Origin of the sequence: Parabacteroides sp. AM17-47 (assembly GCF_003434625.1) — a bacterium.
Classification (GTDB): Bacteria; Bacteroidota; Bacteroidia; order Bacteroidales; family Tannerellaceae; genus Parabacteroides; species Parabacteroides distasonis.
Genome location: NZ_QTLI01000002.1, coordinates 271,185 through 286,792, shown reverse-complemented (window position 1 = coordinate 286,792; position 15,608 = coordinate 271,185). Strand labels below are relative to the sequence as shown.

The following is a 15,608-nucleotide window of genomic DNA, read 5'->3' as shown; positions in this document are numbered from 1 at the left end:
CCCCGGGTCTCTTCCGGAGGCATGACTCATTTCCCTTATCTGTCGGATGACGAGATGGGGAATTTACGTTGGGTGGCGGAATCTTATTCCAACGAGCTTCCGGTGTACGTACCGGACAGCGACCGCTTGCTGAAGGGAGACCGTGTGCGTATCACGTCCGGTTATTTTACCGGTATGGAGGCGGAGGTGGTGATCCAGCCGGGTGGCGGTCATAAAGATGTGATGGCTCGTATCCTCGATTGCATGTGGGTCCCCTTGTTGGAGGTGAAGCCGGGCGAGTATGAGCTGATCGAGCTGAACACAAAGGGTAAGCACGTCTATACCCATCTGGATAACGACCGTCTGCGGGAGGGTTTGCACGATGCCTTGGGACGTTACCATGCCTCCGGCAGCGTATCAGAGGAGGATACCCGCTTGGCCCTTGAGGTGTTGAGATCCTACGGTTCGCTCCGTGCGGAGACGGACGTGATGCGTTGCAAGATCTACTCATTGCTTCTTTCTGCCTACAAGTTGTTGGGCGATGAGGAGGAGTTCACACGTTTGCATGACACGATGCGTGGTATGCTCCCGGTGTTGAAAGCTCCGCAATCCCGTGCTTTGTTGCTTGTGACGCTCTACGGTTGCACGGACAGCGCCCTTTACCGGCAGATGGCGCATGAGGTGGTGGATCCTTGGCGGGGTGAGTCCTCGCCCAAGAAAAGCAAGTTATCCTTGATCCGCCGGCTGGACGATTGCGATCGCTGGCTGAAACACGAAATCAGTTGACAGTTGACAAGTGACAGTTGACAGTTTAAATCAAAAATCATAAATCAAAAAGAAATGTCTTCCCTTCCTTCTGGCGTTCGTTTGGTGGCGTTGCTGAACGAGCATTTGAGTGATATCATGAGCCGCGAGCGAACGAACACTGCTTCCATCCATTTGTATTGCACGGGTCCTTACTGGGTGGCGTTCGAGTACTCAGCCTATCAGTTGCGCCGTGCGTTCCCGGACAGCGAGGTTACGCCGATGCGCTTGCTCGGCTACCCGTTTCCTGTGGTGATGGTATCCGTGACGGATCGTTCGCTCCGCTCGTATGCCCGCAAGCACATCTTGCGAAGAGACGATAAGGATTACAAGCAATTGACCGTCCCCGGTTTTTCCCTGTCTGATTACCAAGGCTGGCATAAGAGAGAGGTGGAGGGATTGCCATTGCTAAGCGAGACCGTATGAGTGTGGCATACGTATAAGGGCATCGTTTTACACATATATCGACGTCGCCCCACACGTATATCGGTGTAGGCCTATACGAACGTAGGCGTGAGTCGATGCCGATATACGTGCGGGATGGAACCGATGCCGGGGAAAACAGGTGCAAGTAATGCAAGTAATGCAGCACCTTTTTCCCACACACGCACGTGTACATTATATATGTCGAATCAAACTTTCATACGGCTATCCAGCGTTTCTCATCCGGATCGTTCCATGCCTTGTTTGTGATCGTTTAGTGTAAAATTCTTGTTCTATATAACGTACGCACGTGTGTGGGAAAAAGGTGCTGCATTACTTGCATTATTTGCATTACTAGGGCCTATCCATAAGGACATAGATGTATAAAAATAATAACAAACCAGACATGTATCACAGACAATCATTTCCCCGTTTGGGCGATTACATCGCCACGGTTTTACAAGTCACCAGACTGACCAAGTCCATTATCCGCGTAAGCGGAGGCATTGGCAGTGACACTTACAATTCTTTTAAAAAGGCAAGGACATGCACTTTAGCGTTTACTATCGTTTGGTAGATCTCCTTTGGGACCATCTGTCGGACGAGGAACTTTTCCGCCGTCTGGCACGTGAGGCCTTGGAGCGGTATATCGATTATAAGAAAGAGGAGGAAATGAACGGAGGAAAGAAATAATTTAAGGATGGGCTATGCAAATGAGATTAAGTTTTAACCTCGTGCCTGCCTTCATCGACTAATTAACTAGCCATGATTTTAGAAGAGAGTTTTGGAAAATCTACTGATTTTATCTCAGATGGGATGAACGCCTTCGAGCGTAACGTGAAGCGTATAGGGGACTGCCTTTTGGCCTTCATCGGCCCCCGTCCGGAGCGCAAGTTCTACATTGACCAGATCATGGAACGCGATCCCCGCTATCGTTTCTTGTACCAGATCCGTCCGGGGGTGACCTCGTATGCCACGCTCTACAACGGCTATACGGATACGCTGGAGAAGATGCTTCGTCGATTACGCTATGACTTGTTCTATCTGGAGCACCGCTCGTGGTGGTTCGATTTCAAGATATTGGTGAAGACGTTCTTGAACATTGCGTTCGGGAAGAAATTCTAGACAAAGAAAGCAGGGAATGGTGATTTCGCCCCCCTTTAAGTCAAAATACCATGAAGAAAGTATTGAAAGGCTGGCTCATCGACAATTCGGTGACCACCGACAACAAGACAGACAAGATCTTGTTACTGGCTTCGGCTGGAAGTTTAACTTTGGATGACGTGCCGGTGTCTTGCTTTTGCGTGTTGCAAGCCCAATACAACTTCATGCGAGGATCTAAAGCTATGGTTAATAGCGTTTAAAAGAGAAATATCTGTTTTAAATGAATTGACAGTTTGATTGCGGAAGGTCGAAGGGATTATGAACTCATGACACAAGAAATTTTGTGTTAAAATCAAATAATTTACAAATTAATCCAATCTTATGGTACTTCTCAACCCCCAGTGAACACTGGGGCTAAGAGGTATGGCCATAGGGGTTGGATGCTTGCTTTTAGAATTCTATTAATTGTCAAAACATAATATATGTCGGAATCCATAAAAAATAAGGCGATACGAGGTGTTGCATGGAGTGCGGTTGAGAAGTTCGCCCGCCAGGGCCTCATGGTCTTTTTCTCCATATTGATCGCTAGGCAGTTGTCGCCGGCCGACTATGGGCTGGTGGCGATGCTGACGATCTTTCTCGTGGTGGCGCAGATCTTCGTGGACTCCGGCTTCGTGGAAGCTCTGATCCAGAAACGGGATCGGACGGAGGTGGATTTCTCGACCACCTTCTGGTTCAACATCGGAGTGGCGGCGGCGATCTATGGCGTGTTGTTCTTACTGTCTCCGCTGATCGCTGGGTTCTATGGGGAGCCGTTACTGGAGGAGCTGACAGTATGGATGGGCTTGATCTTCGTGATCAACTCGTTCCGGACGGTGCAACAGGCGAAACTGAACATCGCAATGGATTTCCATCGGCAGGCGTGGATCTCGTTAGTAGCCATCTCGGTGAGCGGCGGGACGGGTGTCTGGATGGCCTATCGGGGATTCGGGGTGTGGACGTTGGTCTGGCAGGCCTTGCTGCAAAACCTGCTCAACGTGGCGTTACTTTGGGTATCGGCGGGCTGGATGCCCTCGCTCGTGTTCTCCCGCCGCTCGTTCCGGTATTTCTTTAATTTTGGCTCGAAAATCCTGATAACACGAGTCTTGCATACGTTGTATATGAATGGGAGTTATTTGTTGGTCGGTAAGTTTTACTCACCGGCCTTGACGGGATTATATAGTCAGGCGGTCCAGATGACGAGCTTACTACCTAATTCGATCGATGAGACGCTTTCTCGCGTGGCCTATCCTATTGAGTGTGAGTTGCAGAACGACAACGAGGCGTTACGGCATACCTTTTATCGGTTTGTCCGTCTCAATGCCTTCATTGTTTTTCCGCTGATGACGGGACTCGCCGCGTTAGCCGAACCGTTAGTGAGATTGCTGTTGATGGAGAAATGGCTGGATGTGGTCCCTTTGATCCAAATACTCTGTTTTGGATGGATCTGGCAACCTCTTTCCGGTTTGAACTGGCAGATATTGAACGTGAAGCATAGGAGTGATTATTACATGAAGTCGGAGATCTTCAAGAAGATCATTGCGTTTACCATCTTGTTCTCCACCCTCTTCATGGGGCTGGTAGTGCTCTGCGTAGGTTGGGTGATTTATTGTATCATTGATTTGTATGTCATTACGCTATACACCCGAAGACTCCTTCCGGCTATTACGTTCAAAAACGAGATGCGTGTCTTGGTACCTATCTTGTTGCGGGCTCTGTCGATGGGTGGTGTCGTCTATCTATTGAACTACGCAGTTGATTCGGATATTTTGCGGATCGCCTTGGGCGTACCACTTGGATGTGTCCTCTATACGGGTATCTCCTTATTAACTCGGTCCGAGGAAATACACTACTTGATTGACATGATCAAAAAGAGAAAATAACAATCTCTTTGATATATGATTTATACCATCACGCATTGATTTATGAAAAGGAATACACGTGTGATTTATTCATTCGATCTATTCGACACCTGCTTTATCCGGGCTTGCGGTGCCCCTCGTAACGTATTTGATCTTCTGGCTTATCGTGTTCTTGGAGCGAATAGCGACGAGAGCGCACGGGCTGATTTTGCGTTGGAACGGGTTAAAGGGGAGCGGAAAGCCCGTGCCTTGTCTCAGGTAGAGGAAATAACGCTGGAGGCTATTTACGTTTGTTGTGACTTCATGGCGTTGACCGCCCAATCAAAGACTGAGATCGCACGTTTGGAGATGCAGGTAGAGCGGGAGCAATTGGTTCCCGTGTATGCCATCCGGGAGAAGATAAAAACGCTGCATCGGGAAGGGCATAGCGTTTATTATATCTCAGATATGTATCTGCCGCGAACGTTCTTGTCGGAATTGCTGATCGAGCATGGCTTTTGGCGGGAAGGGGATAAGCTATATGTCTCCTCGGCTTGTGGGAAAACCAAGCATACGGGAAACCTGTATAAGCATATAGCGGCAGAAAACGGACTACGCTTCAAGGATTGGTATCATTGGGGAGATAACCGGCATAGCGATTATCGCATACCGCGTCGTATGGGGATCAAGGCCTCGCTTATTCATCATGTGTATTCCGTATATGAGCGTTTCTTGGTACGGCAGGATTATTTCCCCGGCTTTTTCGTCAACCAGCACCTGGCTGGTTTATCGAGGGCCGTACGGCTTGCGTTTCCTGACGAGCCGCGTTACGCTTTCGCTGCGGACTTGATAGCCCCGCTATATGTGGCCTTCGTTTATCATGTCTTGCGAGATGCCGTCAGCAGGGGGATCAGAAGCCTCTTTTTCCTCGCACGTGATGGCTATATCCTTTATCGGATAGCGAAAGAGTTGGAAGGTGAATTTCCCGGCTTGCGTATGAAGTATCTTTATGTATCCCGCTCATCCTTGTATTTACCCGGGTTGCCGGCGATCACTCCGGATAGCCTGTTGTCTTTGAGAAAGACAATGTTCGGTTTTACGGATGAAACTGAGCTTGACATATTAGGGAACTTCATCACCTCAGAGACATGGCATGAGGTGGAATGCGTCATGCGAAGTGGAAGTGGAAGCGGAAAAGGAGAAGAGCTGTTCGCCAATCCGGAGGTGTTGGCGATATTGTCTCGTTATCATGACACGCAAAGAGACCTTATTTTGAGATACTTCATACAAGAGGGATTGGCGGATCCGATTCACAAGACGGTCGTGGTAGATATCCGGGGTACACGTTCTTGCCAACAAGCGATAAACGCTATTTTGAGACAAGGGGGATTCAGGCCAGCGGAAGGGTATTATCTGGAGGTGGTGGATGAACGGAAACCGATCCAGGAGGCAGGAGACTACCATGCCTTATATTACGCGGAGCGTATGCGCCTCAGTTCGTCTTTACGATACATCAGTGATGAGTTGGGTAGTATTCTCGAACAGTATTTTTCCGTTTCTCCACATAAGCGGACGATCGCTTATCTTGAAGATGACGGGCGAGTACGGCCCGTATTTGAAAATGGAGAAAAGGAGGGCGATACACGGGATCTCATGACCTGTCACGAGGAGACCGTCGCTTTGTTTACCCGTTTATTCATGAGGAATTATTTATACCTGCATTTACCCGTAACACTTGCGCTTGCGACCCAATCGCTCGCTTATTTCAGCCAACGACCTGTATATTCTTATTTGAAAGCCCTACGTGCGATAAGGGTAAATAGCAAAAAGGGCCACTACGCCTATATCGTAAAAAGATTGTCGCCTATGGAATTGAAGCGACATACAGTTAATTGGCGTAGAGGATCCGTCTATTTTACTCTCAGGACAACGATGGGTTATAGATATATAAATAGAGTATTCTTGTTCGGAGTGGAGGCTCTTAAAAGATTACTGAGTCACTTAAACGGGTAAGGGAACGGAATGAATCATACACTTAATTTTACGACGTAATGATATCTTTAATTACCGCGACCTATGGGCGCACGGAAGAAGTACGAACGTTATTGGGTTCTCTCGCGAGGCAGAGCTACAAAGACTTTGAGTTTATATTGGTCGACCAGAATCCGCATTTCATATTGCGGGAGATGGTTGCGGAGTACGCTTCCCGCTTAACGATCCAATATATCCGAAGCGAGGCAAAAGGGCTTTCCCTGAACCGAAATATCGGTCTGGATTATAGCCGGGGAGAGATCGTCGCTTTCCCTGATGATGATTGCTTTTACGAGGAGGATGTCTTGGAGAAGGTCATCGATGTTTTCCAGCGGCAAAAGGATATTGTTCTTGTCGCCACGGCTGTCAAGGACGCTTTTGATGGAAGGGTTTGGAAGGTTTCGGAGAGAGAGCTAATTTCACGTAACAAGACATTAAGATATTGTTTTTCAAATAATATTTTTGTCCGAAAGACGGAGGCTCGTTTCGATGTCCGTTTGGGTGTAGGTGCCTATTGGGGATCTGGTGAGGAAAGCGACTACCTGTGGGAGATCCTTGATGAAAAAGATGTCGGGATATTTCTGCGGGACACTTATATTAATCATCCATATATAGCGGATGTATTCGTTAACATCCCTAAGGCCTATGCTTATGGGTTGGGATTCGGAGCCTTGTTCAAGAAAGAGGTGGTAGGACGTAAACATTACGCTTTCCTGTTTAGGTTTATTTATTATGTACTTCGTTCGGTCGGCGGTTGCTTGCTGAGTCGGCATACGAAGTATTATTATTATACGTTGCGAGGCCGTATAATGGGCTTTGTTACATTTCCTGTATCCATGTGATGATTTATTATACGCTTCCCATATTATCTTTCGTCATAGCGTTTATTCGTCTTAACAAAAGGCGGTGTACCCCTCTTGTCGTCATTCTGCTATTGCTTTGTTTTGTCGTTGGCGCATTACGGGGCGAGGGTGTCGGAGCCGATTACTATGCCTATTTACGTATTTTCCTGCATGGGGACGAAACCATGGAGGCGGGATTCTCTGAACTTATCCGGATCATTAAGTGGTTCGGAGGAGACTATTTTCATCTGATCGTATTGGTGTTTTCCTTGTCCTTCTTTACGAAATACTATGTGTTTCGTAAGATGTCCCCCAATCCATATTTGTCTTTGATGATTTACTTGGGTTTCTGGTTCTTGTCTTATGAGATGAATGGTATCCGTCAGGGACTTGCGTTGGGATTTATTGGTGTAGCCGTTTATCACGCATGGAAGGGGAAGATGTTCTTTTATTGGATATTTATAGGGTTAGCCATATCGGTTCATAATTCGGCTTTGGTATTCCTTCCTTTTGCGTTTTTTGTGGGCAGACCTTGTACGCAAGGTATACAGCTCATATTCCTGTTCATTTATGTTGTCTTGCTGTTTGTCGATGTCTTAGATCCTTTAATAAGCAAGATTGGAGGAGATCTGTATGCGGTGAAAAAGGTCATGGATTATAGTATGGATGACTTTTACAATGGAAATATTCTTTATTCTTTTAGTACGGTTCATCGAGTCATGATCACGGGGTTAATCGTTTACGCTGTACCTCGGATGAAGATCGATGATCGACTAAAGAATATCTTTCTTTGGAGCGCATTATTTAATATGGCTATTTATCTATTGTTTGGGCAGATAGAAATCGTGGCTACTCGCCTCTCCTTGAACTATCGGTTTGTAGAATGTATGACCTTGGCAGGTTTACCCAGTTTGCCCTCACGTAAAGAGAACCGTTTGATCATAGCATATCTCTTGTTTGGATATGTCTTGATACAGGTATATTCAGTGTTATCAATTCCAGACGGAAAACTGATACCGTTCCATTTCTAGTTAATCCAATCATATGAATATATTGTTTGACCTGTCCGGTTGCAATCAACCGTACAACGCGATTACCGTATACGGTTTACGTATATTGGCCGGATTTAAAGAAAACGGCTATAAAGATATCTCGATTCTCTGTGATGCCCGGATATACGATCATGTGCACGTCACGTTTCCGGAATATCCTTGTTTGGAAATCGCTTTTGATACGGGGAGGAATCCTATGACTCTTTTGCGGAATTTCCGACATTGGAAGAACACTGTAAAGAACATAGAACATGATGTTCTTTTTGTTCCTCATGTATTTCCCCCGAACTTCTGTTTTCACAGACGGGATAAGACGGTTCTTGTTCTCCATGATTTACAGGGGTTACGAATCTATAAAGGGCTTCGCTTATGGGCTTGCCGTTTCTTTTATCCCTTGGCCTTATGGAGATGCAAGGCTTCGATTGTCATTTCCGACTTCGTGAGAGAGGACGTGCGCAAGACTTATCCGTTCATTTCTCCCCGAAAGCTAAATACCATCTATAACGGGGTTGTAGTCGATCAACTTCCCCAAAAACGGGATACGCTTCCTGTTAAAGGGAAATATTTACTGTACGTCAGTTCCTTGATGGAACACAAGAATGTGATGACCTTACTGAGAGCGTTTAATCGCCTAAAAGATAAAATTCCTCACACCTTGGTGATCATCGGAAAGACAAGGCCCGTCTGGACCGAAAAAGCGTTACCTTTTATCCAAGAAGAAAACCTTTCATCCCGGATTTACCATGTAACGAAACCTGTTTCTGACGAGACTTTGGCTCAGTATTACAATCAAGCGGATTTGTTTATCCATCCGTCCTTGATGGAGGGATTCGGATATACCCCTATCGAGGCGGCTATCTATGGTACACCGGTATTGACGAATAAGGAAACGGCTTTGTTCGAGACGACGATGGGGCTCTTGAATTATTATGAGCCGGCTACGGACGACAAGGCGATGGCGAATGAGATAGAACGCTTGTTGACGAACCCGATATCTCTTGACAGATTATCGGAAATAGCGAGCACTTTTCGGGAGCGATACGATAATACGAAGCAGGGCAAGAAAATATATGACTTGCTGATTTCATTATCCATGGATTCCAAAGGATAAGATTATATACTTAATAAGTAAACTTGATAAATCATGAACATCTATTTCATTAATCCCCCTTTCAAAGCTGAGTATGGAAAATTCTCTCGTGAGTCCCGTAGTCCGGCAATTACGAAAAGTGGGGCTTTATATTATCCTCTATGGCTGATTTATGCGGCTTTGTATTCAAGCAAACAGGGACATAATGTCTCTTTTTTGGATGCTCCAGCTAAACAGTTAAATGAGGAACGGTCTTTAAACATTATTCGGAAGACGGATAATGAGCATTCATTGTTTGTTTTAGATACAAGTACGCCTTCCATTAAAAGTGACGTTGCTTTTGCCGGGAAGCTGAAGGCATTGTATCCTCACTCGTTTGTCGTGCTTGTGGGGACTCATCCTTCGGCTTGCGCAGAAGAGACGTTGGGTTATTCGAATGCGGTGGATGCGGTCGCTATTGGGGAATATGATTGTATCGTGAATGAGCTAGCGAATGTTCTGGACGCAGGAAAGGATCTGCGGGAGGTTCGAGGGCTTTGTTTTTGGGACGGGAAGGAGTTTGTACGAACCGCGCATATGCCACCGATGAAGAATTTGGATGATCTTCCTTTTGCCTCACAATTTATCAAGGAACATTTAAATGAGAGGGATTACTTTTTCGCTGCTGCCACATATCCCTCTATCCAGATATTTACCGGGCGTGGATGTCCCTTCCGTTGTAATTTCTGTGTCTATCCGCAAACGATGCATGGGCATGCTTTTCGGGCACGATCCGCAGAGAATGTGGTGGCCGAGTTCGAATACATTGCCGCTAATTTCCCAGATGTGAAGGAGGTAGTAATCGAGGATGATACATTTACAGCCAATAAGAAGCGAGTATTGGACATTTGTCGTTTGTTAGTGGAAAAGAAATTGAATAAACGGCTGAAATGGTTATGTAATGCTCGTGTGGACCTTGATTTGGAAACGATGTTGGCTATGAAAAAGGCCGGATGTCGTTTGATTATTCCGGGTATAGAGAGTGGTAGCCAACAGATATTGGATAACATCAAGAAAGGAACGAAGGTGGAATATTTCTATCAGTATGTTGCCAACGCTAAAAAGGCGGGCTTGTTAATACATGCTTGTTATATGGTCGGTAACCAAGGCGAAACCCGGGAAACCATGGAAGAGACTCTTCGGTTAGCGTTAAGGTTGAATACGGATACCGCCCAGTTTTTCCCGTTGATACCTTATCCCGGTACGGAGGCTTATCAGTGGGCGAGGGAAAATAACTATATAGAGACGGATTATGAGAAGTATTGTTTGCCGGATGGTACACATAACACCGTATTGTCTTTACCGGATCTTTCCGCAGGGGAAATGGTTGATTTCTGTAATAGGGCACGGAAGAAATATTATTTACGTGCCAGTTACATTTTACACAGGCTGAGAGTCGGTTTGCGTAATCCTTCAGACTTGAAACGTTCGCTTAAGGCATTCGCTAAGTTGAAACGTTATTTATTTAAATAATCATTTGTATTTAACGTGTTGCCTCTTGTATCCATTATAACCCCGTGTTATAATGCGGCTCCTTTTATATCCCAAGCGATTGAGTCCGTATTGGCTCAATCGTTTGGGGATTGGGAGATGATTATTGTGGATGATTGTTCTAGTGATGATTCACTCTCAATCATTCAAAAGTATGCGAGAATAGATTCCCGTATTCGATATTTACGGACGGATAAACCATCCGGTTCGCCTACGTTACCCCGTAATATGGGAATAAAGGAAGCGAAAGGACGGTATATTGCTTTCTTGGATAGCGATGATATATGGTTACCGAATAAGCTAAGCGATCAGTTAAAAGTCTTCGAGAAATCCGAGGTCGCTATTGTTTTCTCTAACTATGAGAAAGTAAGTCTAGGCGGAGAGCGATGCGGGCGTGAGGTAATGGCTCCTTGTGAGGTTGATTATCGTTTGTTGTTGAAAGGGAATTGTATAGGATGCTTGACAGCCATGTATGATTCAGCCTTGACGGGAAAGATATTTTTCAAGGAAATTGGGCATGAGGATTATGTATGTTGGCTTTCTATCTTAAAGCAAGGGTATAAAGCGCGGAACACAAATACGGTGACGGCTCTTTACCGAGTTGGTGACCATTCGGTCTCTTCGAATAAATTAAAAGCCATGCGTTGGCAGTGGAACATTTTGAGAAATGAGATGGATTTGCCGGTGTATAAGGCTGTTTATTATTTTATTCATTATGCGATTAGAGCTTTTGCTAAGGCTATGAGGTGATCTTACTCAGTGAAATATTTGTATGCCTTAGATCTAGTGCTTACTCATAGACAAACTGTCTTGTAAAATAGAGGGCGATATTCTACTTCCAGCTTATGGAAAGTAAAATATCGCCCTCTATTAGTGTAGAAAAAATTGAGTATTTCATAGAATGAAAGCTATAATCGGAGGCTTGTTCCGGAAAAAAGTTCTATCTTTGTTCAACAACAGGTGTAGTAAGAAAAAAGGTTATGACGACTATGCGTAAATTACCGATAGGAATACAGAGTTTTGAAAATATTCGGAATGAGAACTATTTATATGTGGATAAGACTGCCTTGATTTACCAATTGGTGACGAAAGGTAAGCCTTACTTTCTGAGTCGTCCTCGCCGTTTTGGGAAAAGTTTATTGATATCTACGTTAGAAGCGCTATGGTTTTCTGAACTTTATAACTCCTTTTTATTCATCTATATCTGATGAGGAAAGAGGCGTACGCTGAAAAACTGGAGGCTAAATGCGAGGGGAAAGATTAGGAGCGTCTTTTATGTCAAACCCCATTCGTATGTAAGTGAGTTTGAGTATATTTGTGTTGACTTTAAATGTAAATAGATTATATGGAAAAACAAAAACAACAACCCCAGCGGTTGCAATCATTGGATGCCCTTAGGGGTTTTGACATGCTCTTTATTATGGGCGGTGCTTCTTTATTTGTCGCTTTGGCGACATTGTTTCCGAATCCTTTTTTTCAGGCGATAGCCGGGCAGATGGAACATGTGGAATGGAACGGATTGGCGCATCACGACACGATCTTCCCATTGTTCCTTTTTATTGCGGGTATCTCGTTTCCGTTCTCACTAGAGAAGCAACGAGGAAAAGGTATGACGGAAGGGGCGATTTATAAGAAGATCGTCCGTCGGGGGATTACCTTGGTTTTCTTGGGATTGGTATATAACGGGCTATTGTCGTTTGAATTTGACCACCTGCGTTGCGCAAGCGTGCTGGCGCGTATCGGGTTGGGATGGATGTTCGCGGCCTTGTTGTTTGTCCGTTTCGGTTGGAAAGTGCGTGCGGGGATAACGGTTCTTATCTTGGTTGGCTATTGGCTGGCGATGGCTTTTGTGCCTGTGCCGGACGCCGGTGGAGCGGGGCCGTTCACGCTCGAGGGGAACTTGGTGGGGTATATTGACCGCCTGTTTCTTCCCGGACGTTTGCACGAGACTGTTTTTGATCCGGAGGGTTTATTCTCCACCGTTCCCGCAATTGCCACGGCAATGTTGGGTATGTTCACCGGTGAATGGATTAAGTTACGGAAAGAGGGGCTGACCGACCGAAAGAAAGTGCTTTGTTTAGTAGGAGCGGGAGCTGTATTGTTGATCGTCGGCTTGTTATGGAGCTTGGTCTTCCCTATCAATAAGAAGCTATGGACAAGCTCTTTTGTCTGTGTGGTAGGTGCTTATTCCGTTTGGATGTTTGCTTTGTTCTTCTATATCATAGATGTATTGGGGTGGCGTAAATGGACCTTGTTTTTTACCGTGATCGGCATGAACTCTATTACGATCTATTTGGCACAGCGTTTCATCCGTTTCTCCTATACTTCCGAGGCTATATTCGGAGGGTTGGCGAAATTGATGCCCGAGACCGCCCAGCCTTTGGTTAGCGCTATCGCATATATCGCTGTTTGTTGGGGATTCTTGTATTTCTTATATCGCCAACGTATTTTCTTGAAAGTATAATAGACGGATGGAGAAGAAGAAATTAAATCGGTTGGAGTCATTGGACGTACTCCGTGGCTTCGACCTTTTTTGCTTAGTGGTGTTGGAGATGGTGTTGCATCCGCTGGCCCATGCGATCGATATGCCTTGGTTTAATTCTTTTATGTGGGGATTCTCGCATGTGGAATGGGAGGGATTCTCTACGTGGGATCTCGTGATGCCCTTATTCTTATTCATGGCGGGAGTTTCTATGCCTTTCTCTTTGTCTCGTTATAAGGATATGCCCGATAAGATGGCGGTATATCGGCGGATCGGGAAACGGGTGCTACTGCTTTGGGTCTTCGGTATGATGTGCCAAGGTAATTTATTGGCTTTGGACCCGGATCGGGTTTATCTGTATTCAAATACTTTGCAGTCGATCGCTATGGGGTATTTGATTGCTTCCTTGTTATTCTTGCATGTAAGGATACGGGTACAGATCGGTATAGCGGCATCTCTTTTATTAATCTTTTGGGGAGCGATGGAGTTTATTACGGTCGGTAACTATGGGGGAGGTTCGTACACACCGGATAGTAATTTGGCCGAATGGATCGACCGCACTGTACTGGGACGTTTCCGGGATGGGGCGACGGTGGAGAACGGGGAGGTGATCTTCGCTACTTGGTATCGTTATACATGGATACTGAGCAGCTTGAATTTCGGGGTAACCGTGTTGACCGGGTTGTTCGCCGGATATATCCTAAAGAACAAATTATATTCCGAGCGGCTCAAATTACGGATGTTATTCGGTATTGGTCTGGGTATGGTTATCGCCGGATGGCTTTGGGGTATCGAGCTTCCCGTTATTAAGAAACTGTGGACTAGTTCGATGGTATTGGTGAGCAGTGGGTACTGTTTCTTGCTTATGGGGTTGTTCTATTATTGGATCGACTATAAAGGGCATCGAAAGTATACGACTTGGCTGAAAGTGTATGGCATGAATTCAATACTGGCTTATATGCTCACTAACGTGGTAAGTTTTAGGTGTATCGGCGAATCCTTGTTTTTCGGAACCCAGCAATATTTAGGAAATTATTATCCGGTGCTCATTGCCATGTGCAATGTATCGGTAATTTATGTACTTTTGTATGCGTTTTATAAACATAATATTTTCCTTAAAGTATAGAAACAAGAAAACTTAGATCGAAGAAAGATGGAATCAATCAAACAAATATACCGGATGGGTCATGGCCCTTCAAGTAGTCATACTATGGGGCCGATGCGTGCGGCACAAATGTTCTTGGAACGTAACCGGGGCGCTGTTCGTTTTAACGTAACCTTATATGGTAGTCTGGCGGCTACGGGAAAAGGCCATATGACGGACGCAGCTATTCTTGAGGTATTACAGCCGGTCGCGAAGACAAATATTACTTGGGAACCCAAGACTTTCTTGCCGTTCCACCCGAACGGGATGTTGTTCGAGTCGTATAATGAGAGTGGCGAGGAGCTGGATACGTGGACCGTATATAGTATCGGCGGGGGAACCTTGGCGAACGAGTCTTTCAATGAGTTGAGGACGGAGCAAGTATACGATATGCATACGATCAAGGAGATACAGGCTTGGTGTGAGAAGACTGGCCATTCCTATTGGGAATATGTCGAGCAGCACGAAGGCCCTTCTATCTGGGATTATCTGGCTGAGGTATGGGAAGTGATGCAGGATGCGGTTCGTCGTGGCCTGGAAGCGGAAGGCATCTTGCCGGGAGGTTTGGGCATTCGTCGTAAGGCTTCCGATTATATGATCCGTGCGAAAGGTTATGGCAGCAGTATCAAGAGCCGGGGAATGGTGTATGCCTATGCCTTGGCGGTGTCTGAGGAGAATGCGTGCGGTGGGAAGATCGTGACCGCTCCGACTTGTGGTTCTTGCGGTGTAATGCCTGCGGTCCTTTATCACTTGAAGGAGACGCGTGAGTTCCGTGATTCCCGTATATTGCGTGCGTTGGCTACGGCAGGCTTGTTTGGAAATGTGGTGCGTACGAATGCCTCCGTATCGGGGGCAGAGGTAGGTTGCCAAGGTGAGGTTGGCGTGGCTTGCGCTATGGCTGCCGCTGCCGCCAGTCAGTTGTTTGGTGGTACGCCCGCGCAGATCGAGTATGCCGCCGAGATGGGATTGGAGCATCACTTGGGATTGACTTGCGATCCTGTTTGTGGCTTGGTACAAATCCCTTGTATCGAGCGAAACGCTTTTGCTGCTGCCCGTGCGCTTGACGCGAATACGTTCTCGAACTTCTCCGACGGAAAACACCGGGTAAGTTTTGATCAGGTGGTTGAGGTGATGCGCCAGACAGGTAATGATTTGCCCAGTCTTTATAAGGAGACCTCGGAAGGTGGTTTGGCGAAGAACATGGAGAACTCGAATAATTAAAAGATACTATTTGATTTACTAATAAA

13 protein-coding genes and 3 pseudogenes are annotated in these 15,608 nt (G+C 45.9%); all 16 read left to right on the top strand.

All coding sequences use genetic code 11. The annotated features are described in order from the left end of the window. Nucleotides 1-765 (top strand): transcription termination/antitermination protein NusG (locus tag DW205_RS02640; protein WP_121963050.1); only part of this gene is annotated, 765 nt, incomplete at its 5' end. Nucleotides 766-819: 54 nt separating this feature from the next. Continuing rightward, nucleotides 820-1,209, top strand: a complete 390-nt coding sequence (locus DW205_RS02635; RefSeq protein ID WP_005868272.1) for a hypothetical protein — start codon at nucleotides 820-822, stop codon at nucleotides 1,207-1,209. A gap of 543 nt (nucleotides 1,210-1,752) precedes the next feature. After that, the gene (locus DW205_RS22225; RefSeq protein ID WP_005856415.1) at nucleotides 1,753-1,899 is read left to right on the top strand and encodes a hypothetical protein; all 147 of its coding nucleotides are present in this window, start codon (nucleotides 1,753-1,755) and stop codon (nucleotides 1,897-1,899) included. A gap of 168 nt (nucleotides 1,900-2,067) precedes the next feature. Further along, nucleotides 2,068-2,331: pseudogene (locus DW205_RS02625) on the top strand (sugar transferase); the annotation flags it as partial. A gap of 50 nt (nucleotides 2,332-2,381) precedes the next feature. Further along, nucleotides 2,382-2,492 (top strand): annotated as a pseudogene (locus DW205_RS22755) (DNA-binding domain-containing protein); the annotation flags it as partial. 300 nt (nucleotides 2,493-2,792) lie between these two features. Further along, nucleotides 2,793-4,232: a lipopolysaccharide biosynthesis protein gene (locus tag DW205_RS02615; RefSeq protein ID WP_005868276.1), complete on the top strand. Its 1,440-nt coding sequence runs from the start codon at nucleotides 2,793-2,795 to the stop codon at nucleotides 4,230-4,232. A 42-nt stretch (nucleotides 4,233-4,274) separates the two neighbouring features. Further along, entirely contained in the window at nucleotides 4,275-6,203 is a 1,929-nt protein-coding gene (locus DW205_RS02610) for a hypothetical protein (RefSeq protein WP_005868277.1), read from the top strand. Nucleotides 6,204-6,241: 38 nt separating this feature from the next. Further along, on the top strand, nucleotides 6,242-7,063 hold the full coding sequence (locus tag DW205_RS02605; RefSeq protein ID WP_005868278.1) for a glycosyltransferase family 2 protein: 822 nt from the start codon (nucleotides 6,242-6,244) through the stop codon (nucleotides 7,061-7,063). Next, nucleotides 7,063-8,094 (top strand): EpsG family protein, encoded by a 1,032-nt coding sequence (locus tag DW205_RS02600; protein WP_005868281.1) that lies wholly within the window; start codon nucleotides 7,063-7,065, stop codon nucleotides 8,092-8,094. The genes DW205_RS02605 and DW205_RS02600 overlap by 1 nt, the downstream gene beginning before the upstream one ends. A gap of 13 nt (nucleotides 8,095-8,107) precedes the next feature. Continuing rightward, nucleotides 8,108-9,226, top strand: coding sequence for a glycosyltransferase family 1 protein (locus DW205_RS02595; protein WP_005868283.1), 1,119 nt, complete (start codon nucleotides 8,108-8,110; stop codon nucleotides 9,224-9,226). Nucleotides 9,227-9,259: 33 nt separating this feature from the next. After that, nucleotides 9,260-10,717, top strand: coding sequence for a radical SAM protein (locus DW205_RS02590; protein ID WP_005868285.1), 1,458 nt, complete (start codon nucleotides 9,260-9,262; stop codon nucleotides 10,715-10,717). A 15-nt stretch (nucleotides 10,718-10,732) separates the two neighbouring features. Next, entirely contained in the window at nucleotides 10,733-11,485 is a 753-nt protein-coding gene (locus DW205_RS02585) for a glycosyltransferase family 2 protein (RefSeq protein WP_005868286.1), read from the top strand. 230 nt (nucleotides 11,486-11,715) lie between these two features. Continuing rightward, a pseudogene (locus DW205_RS02580) lies at nucleotides 11,716-11,895 on the top strand (AAA family ATPase); the annotation flags it as partial. A gap of 185 nt (nucleotides 11,896-12,080) precedes the next feature. Continuing rightward, nucleotides 12,081-13,199, top strand: a complete 1,119-nt coding sequence (locus tag DW205_RS02575) for an acyltransferase family protein (protein ID WP_005868291.1) — start codon at nucleotides 12,081-12,083, stop codon at nucleotides 13,197-13,199. A gap of 7 nt (nucleotides 13,200-13,206) precedes the next feature. After that, nucleotides 13,207-14,343 (top strand): acyltransferase family protein, encoded by a 1,137-nt coding sequence (locus DW205_RS02570; RefSeq protein ID WP_005868292.1) that lies wholly within the window; start codon nucleotides 13,207-13,209, stop codon nucleotides 14,341-14,343. A gap of 27 nt (nucleotides 14,344-14,370) precedes the next feature. Beyond that, nucleotides 14,371-15,582, top strand: a complete 1,212-nt coding sequence (locus tag DW205_RS02565; RefSeq protein WP_008771936.1) for an L-serine ammonia-lyase — start codon at nucleotides 14,371-14,373, stop codon at nucleotides 15,580-15,582. The last annotated feature ends 26 nt before the right edge of the window (nucleotides 15,583-15,608 follow it).

Excerpts from the sequence above, each read along its gene's own strand:
- DW205_RS02570 (WP_005868292.1), top strand. The coding sequence starts at position 13,207 with ATGGAGAAGAAGAAATTAAATCGGTTGGAGTCATTGGACGTACTCCGT.
- DW205_RS02590 (WP_005868285.1), top strand. The coding sequence starts at position 9,260 with ATGAACATCTATTTCATTAATCCCCCTTTCAAAGCTGAGTATGGAAAA.
- DW205_RS02600 (WP_005868281.1), top strand. The coding sequence starts at position 7,063 with ATGATTTATTATACGCTTCCCATATTATCTTTCGTCATAGCGTTTATT.
- DW205_RS02575 (WP_005868291.1), top strand. The coding sequence starts at position 12,081 with ATGGAAAAACAAAAACAACAACCCCAGCGGTTGCAATCATTGGATGCC.
- DW205_RS02610 (WP_005868277.1), top strand. The coding sequence starts at position 4,275 with ATGAAAAGGAATACACGTGTGATTTATTCATTCGATCTATTCGACACC.
- DW205_RS02595 (WP_005868283.1), top strand. The coding sequence starts at position 8,108 with ATGAATATATTGTTTGACCTGTCCGGTTGCAATCAACCGTACAACGCG.
- DW205_RS22225 (WP_005856415.1), top strand. The coding sequence starts at position 1,753 with ATGCACTTTAGCGTTTACTATCGTTTGGTAGATCTCCTTTGGGACCAT.
- DW205_RS02565 (WP_008771936.1), top strand. The coding sequence starts at position 14,371 with ATGGAATCAATCAAACAAATATACCGGATGGGTCATGGCCCTTCAAGT.
- DW205_RS02615 (WP_005868276.1), top strand. The coding sequence starts at position 2,793 with ATGTCGGAATCCATAAAAAATAAGGCGATACGAGGTGTTGCATGGAGT.
- DW205_RS02605 (WP_005868278.1), top strand. The coding sequence starts at position 6,242 with ATGATATCTTTAATTACCGCGACCTATGGGCGCACGGAAGAAGTACGA.
- DW205_RS02635 (WP_005868272.1), top strand. The coding sequence starts at position 820 with ATGTCTTCCCTTCCTTCTGGCGTTCGTTTGGTGGCGTTGCTGAACGAG.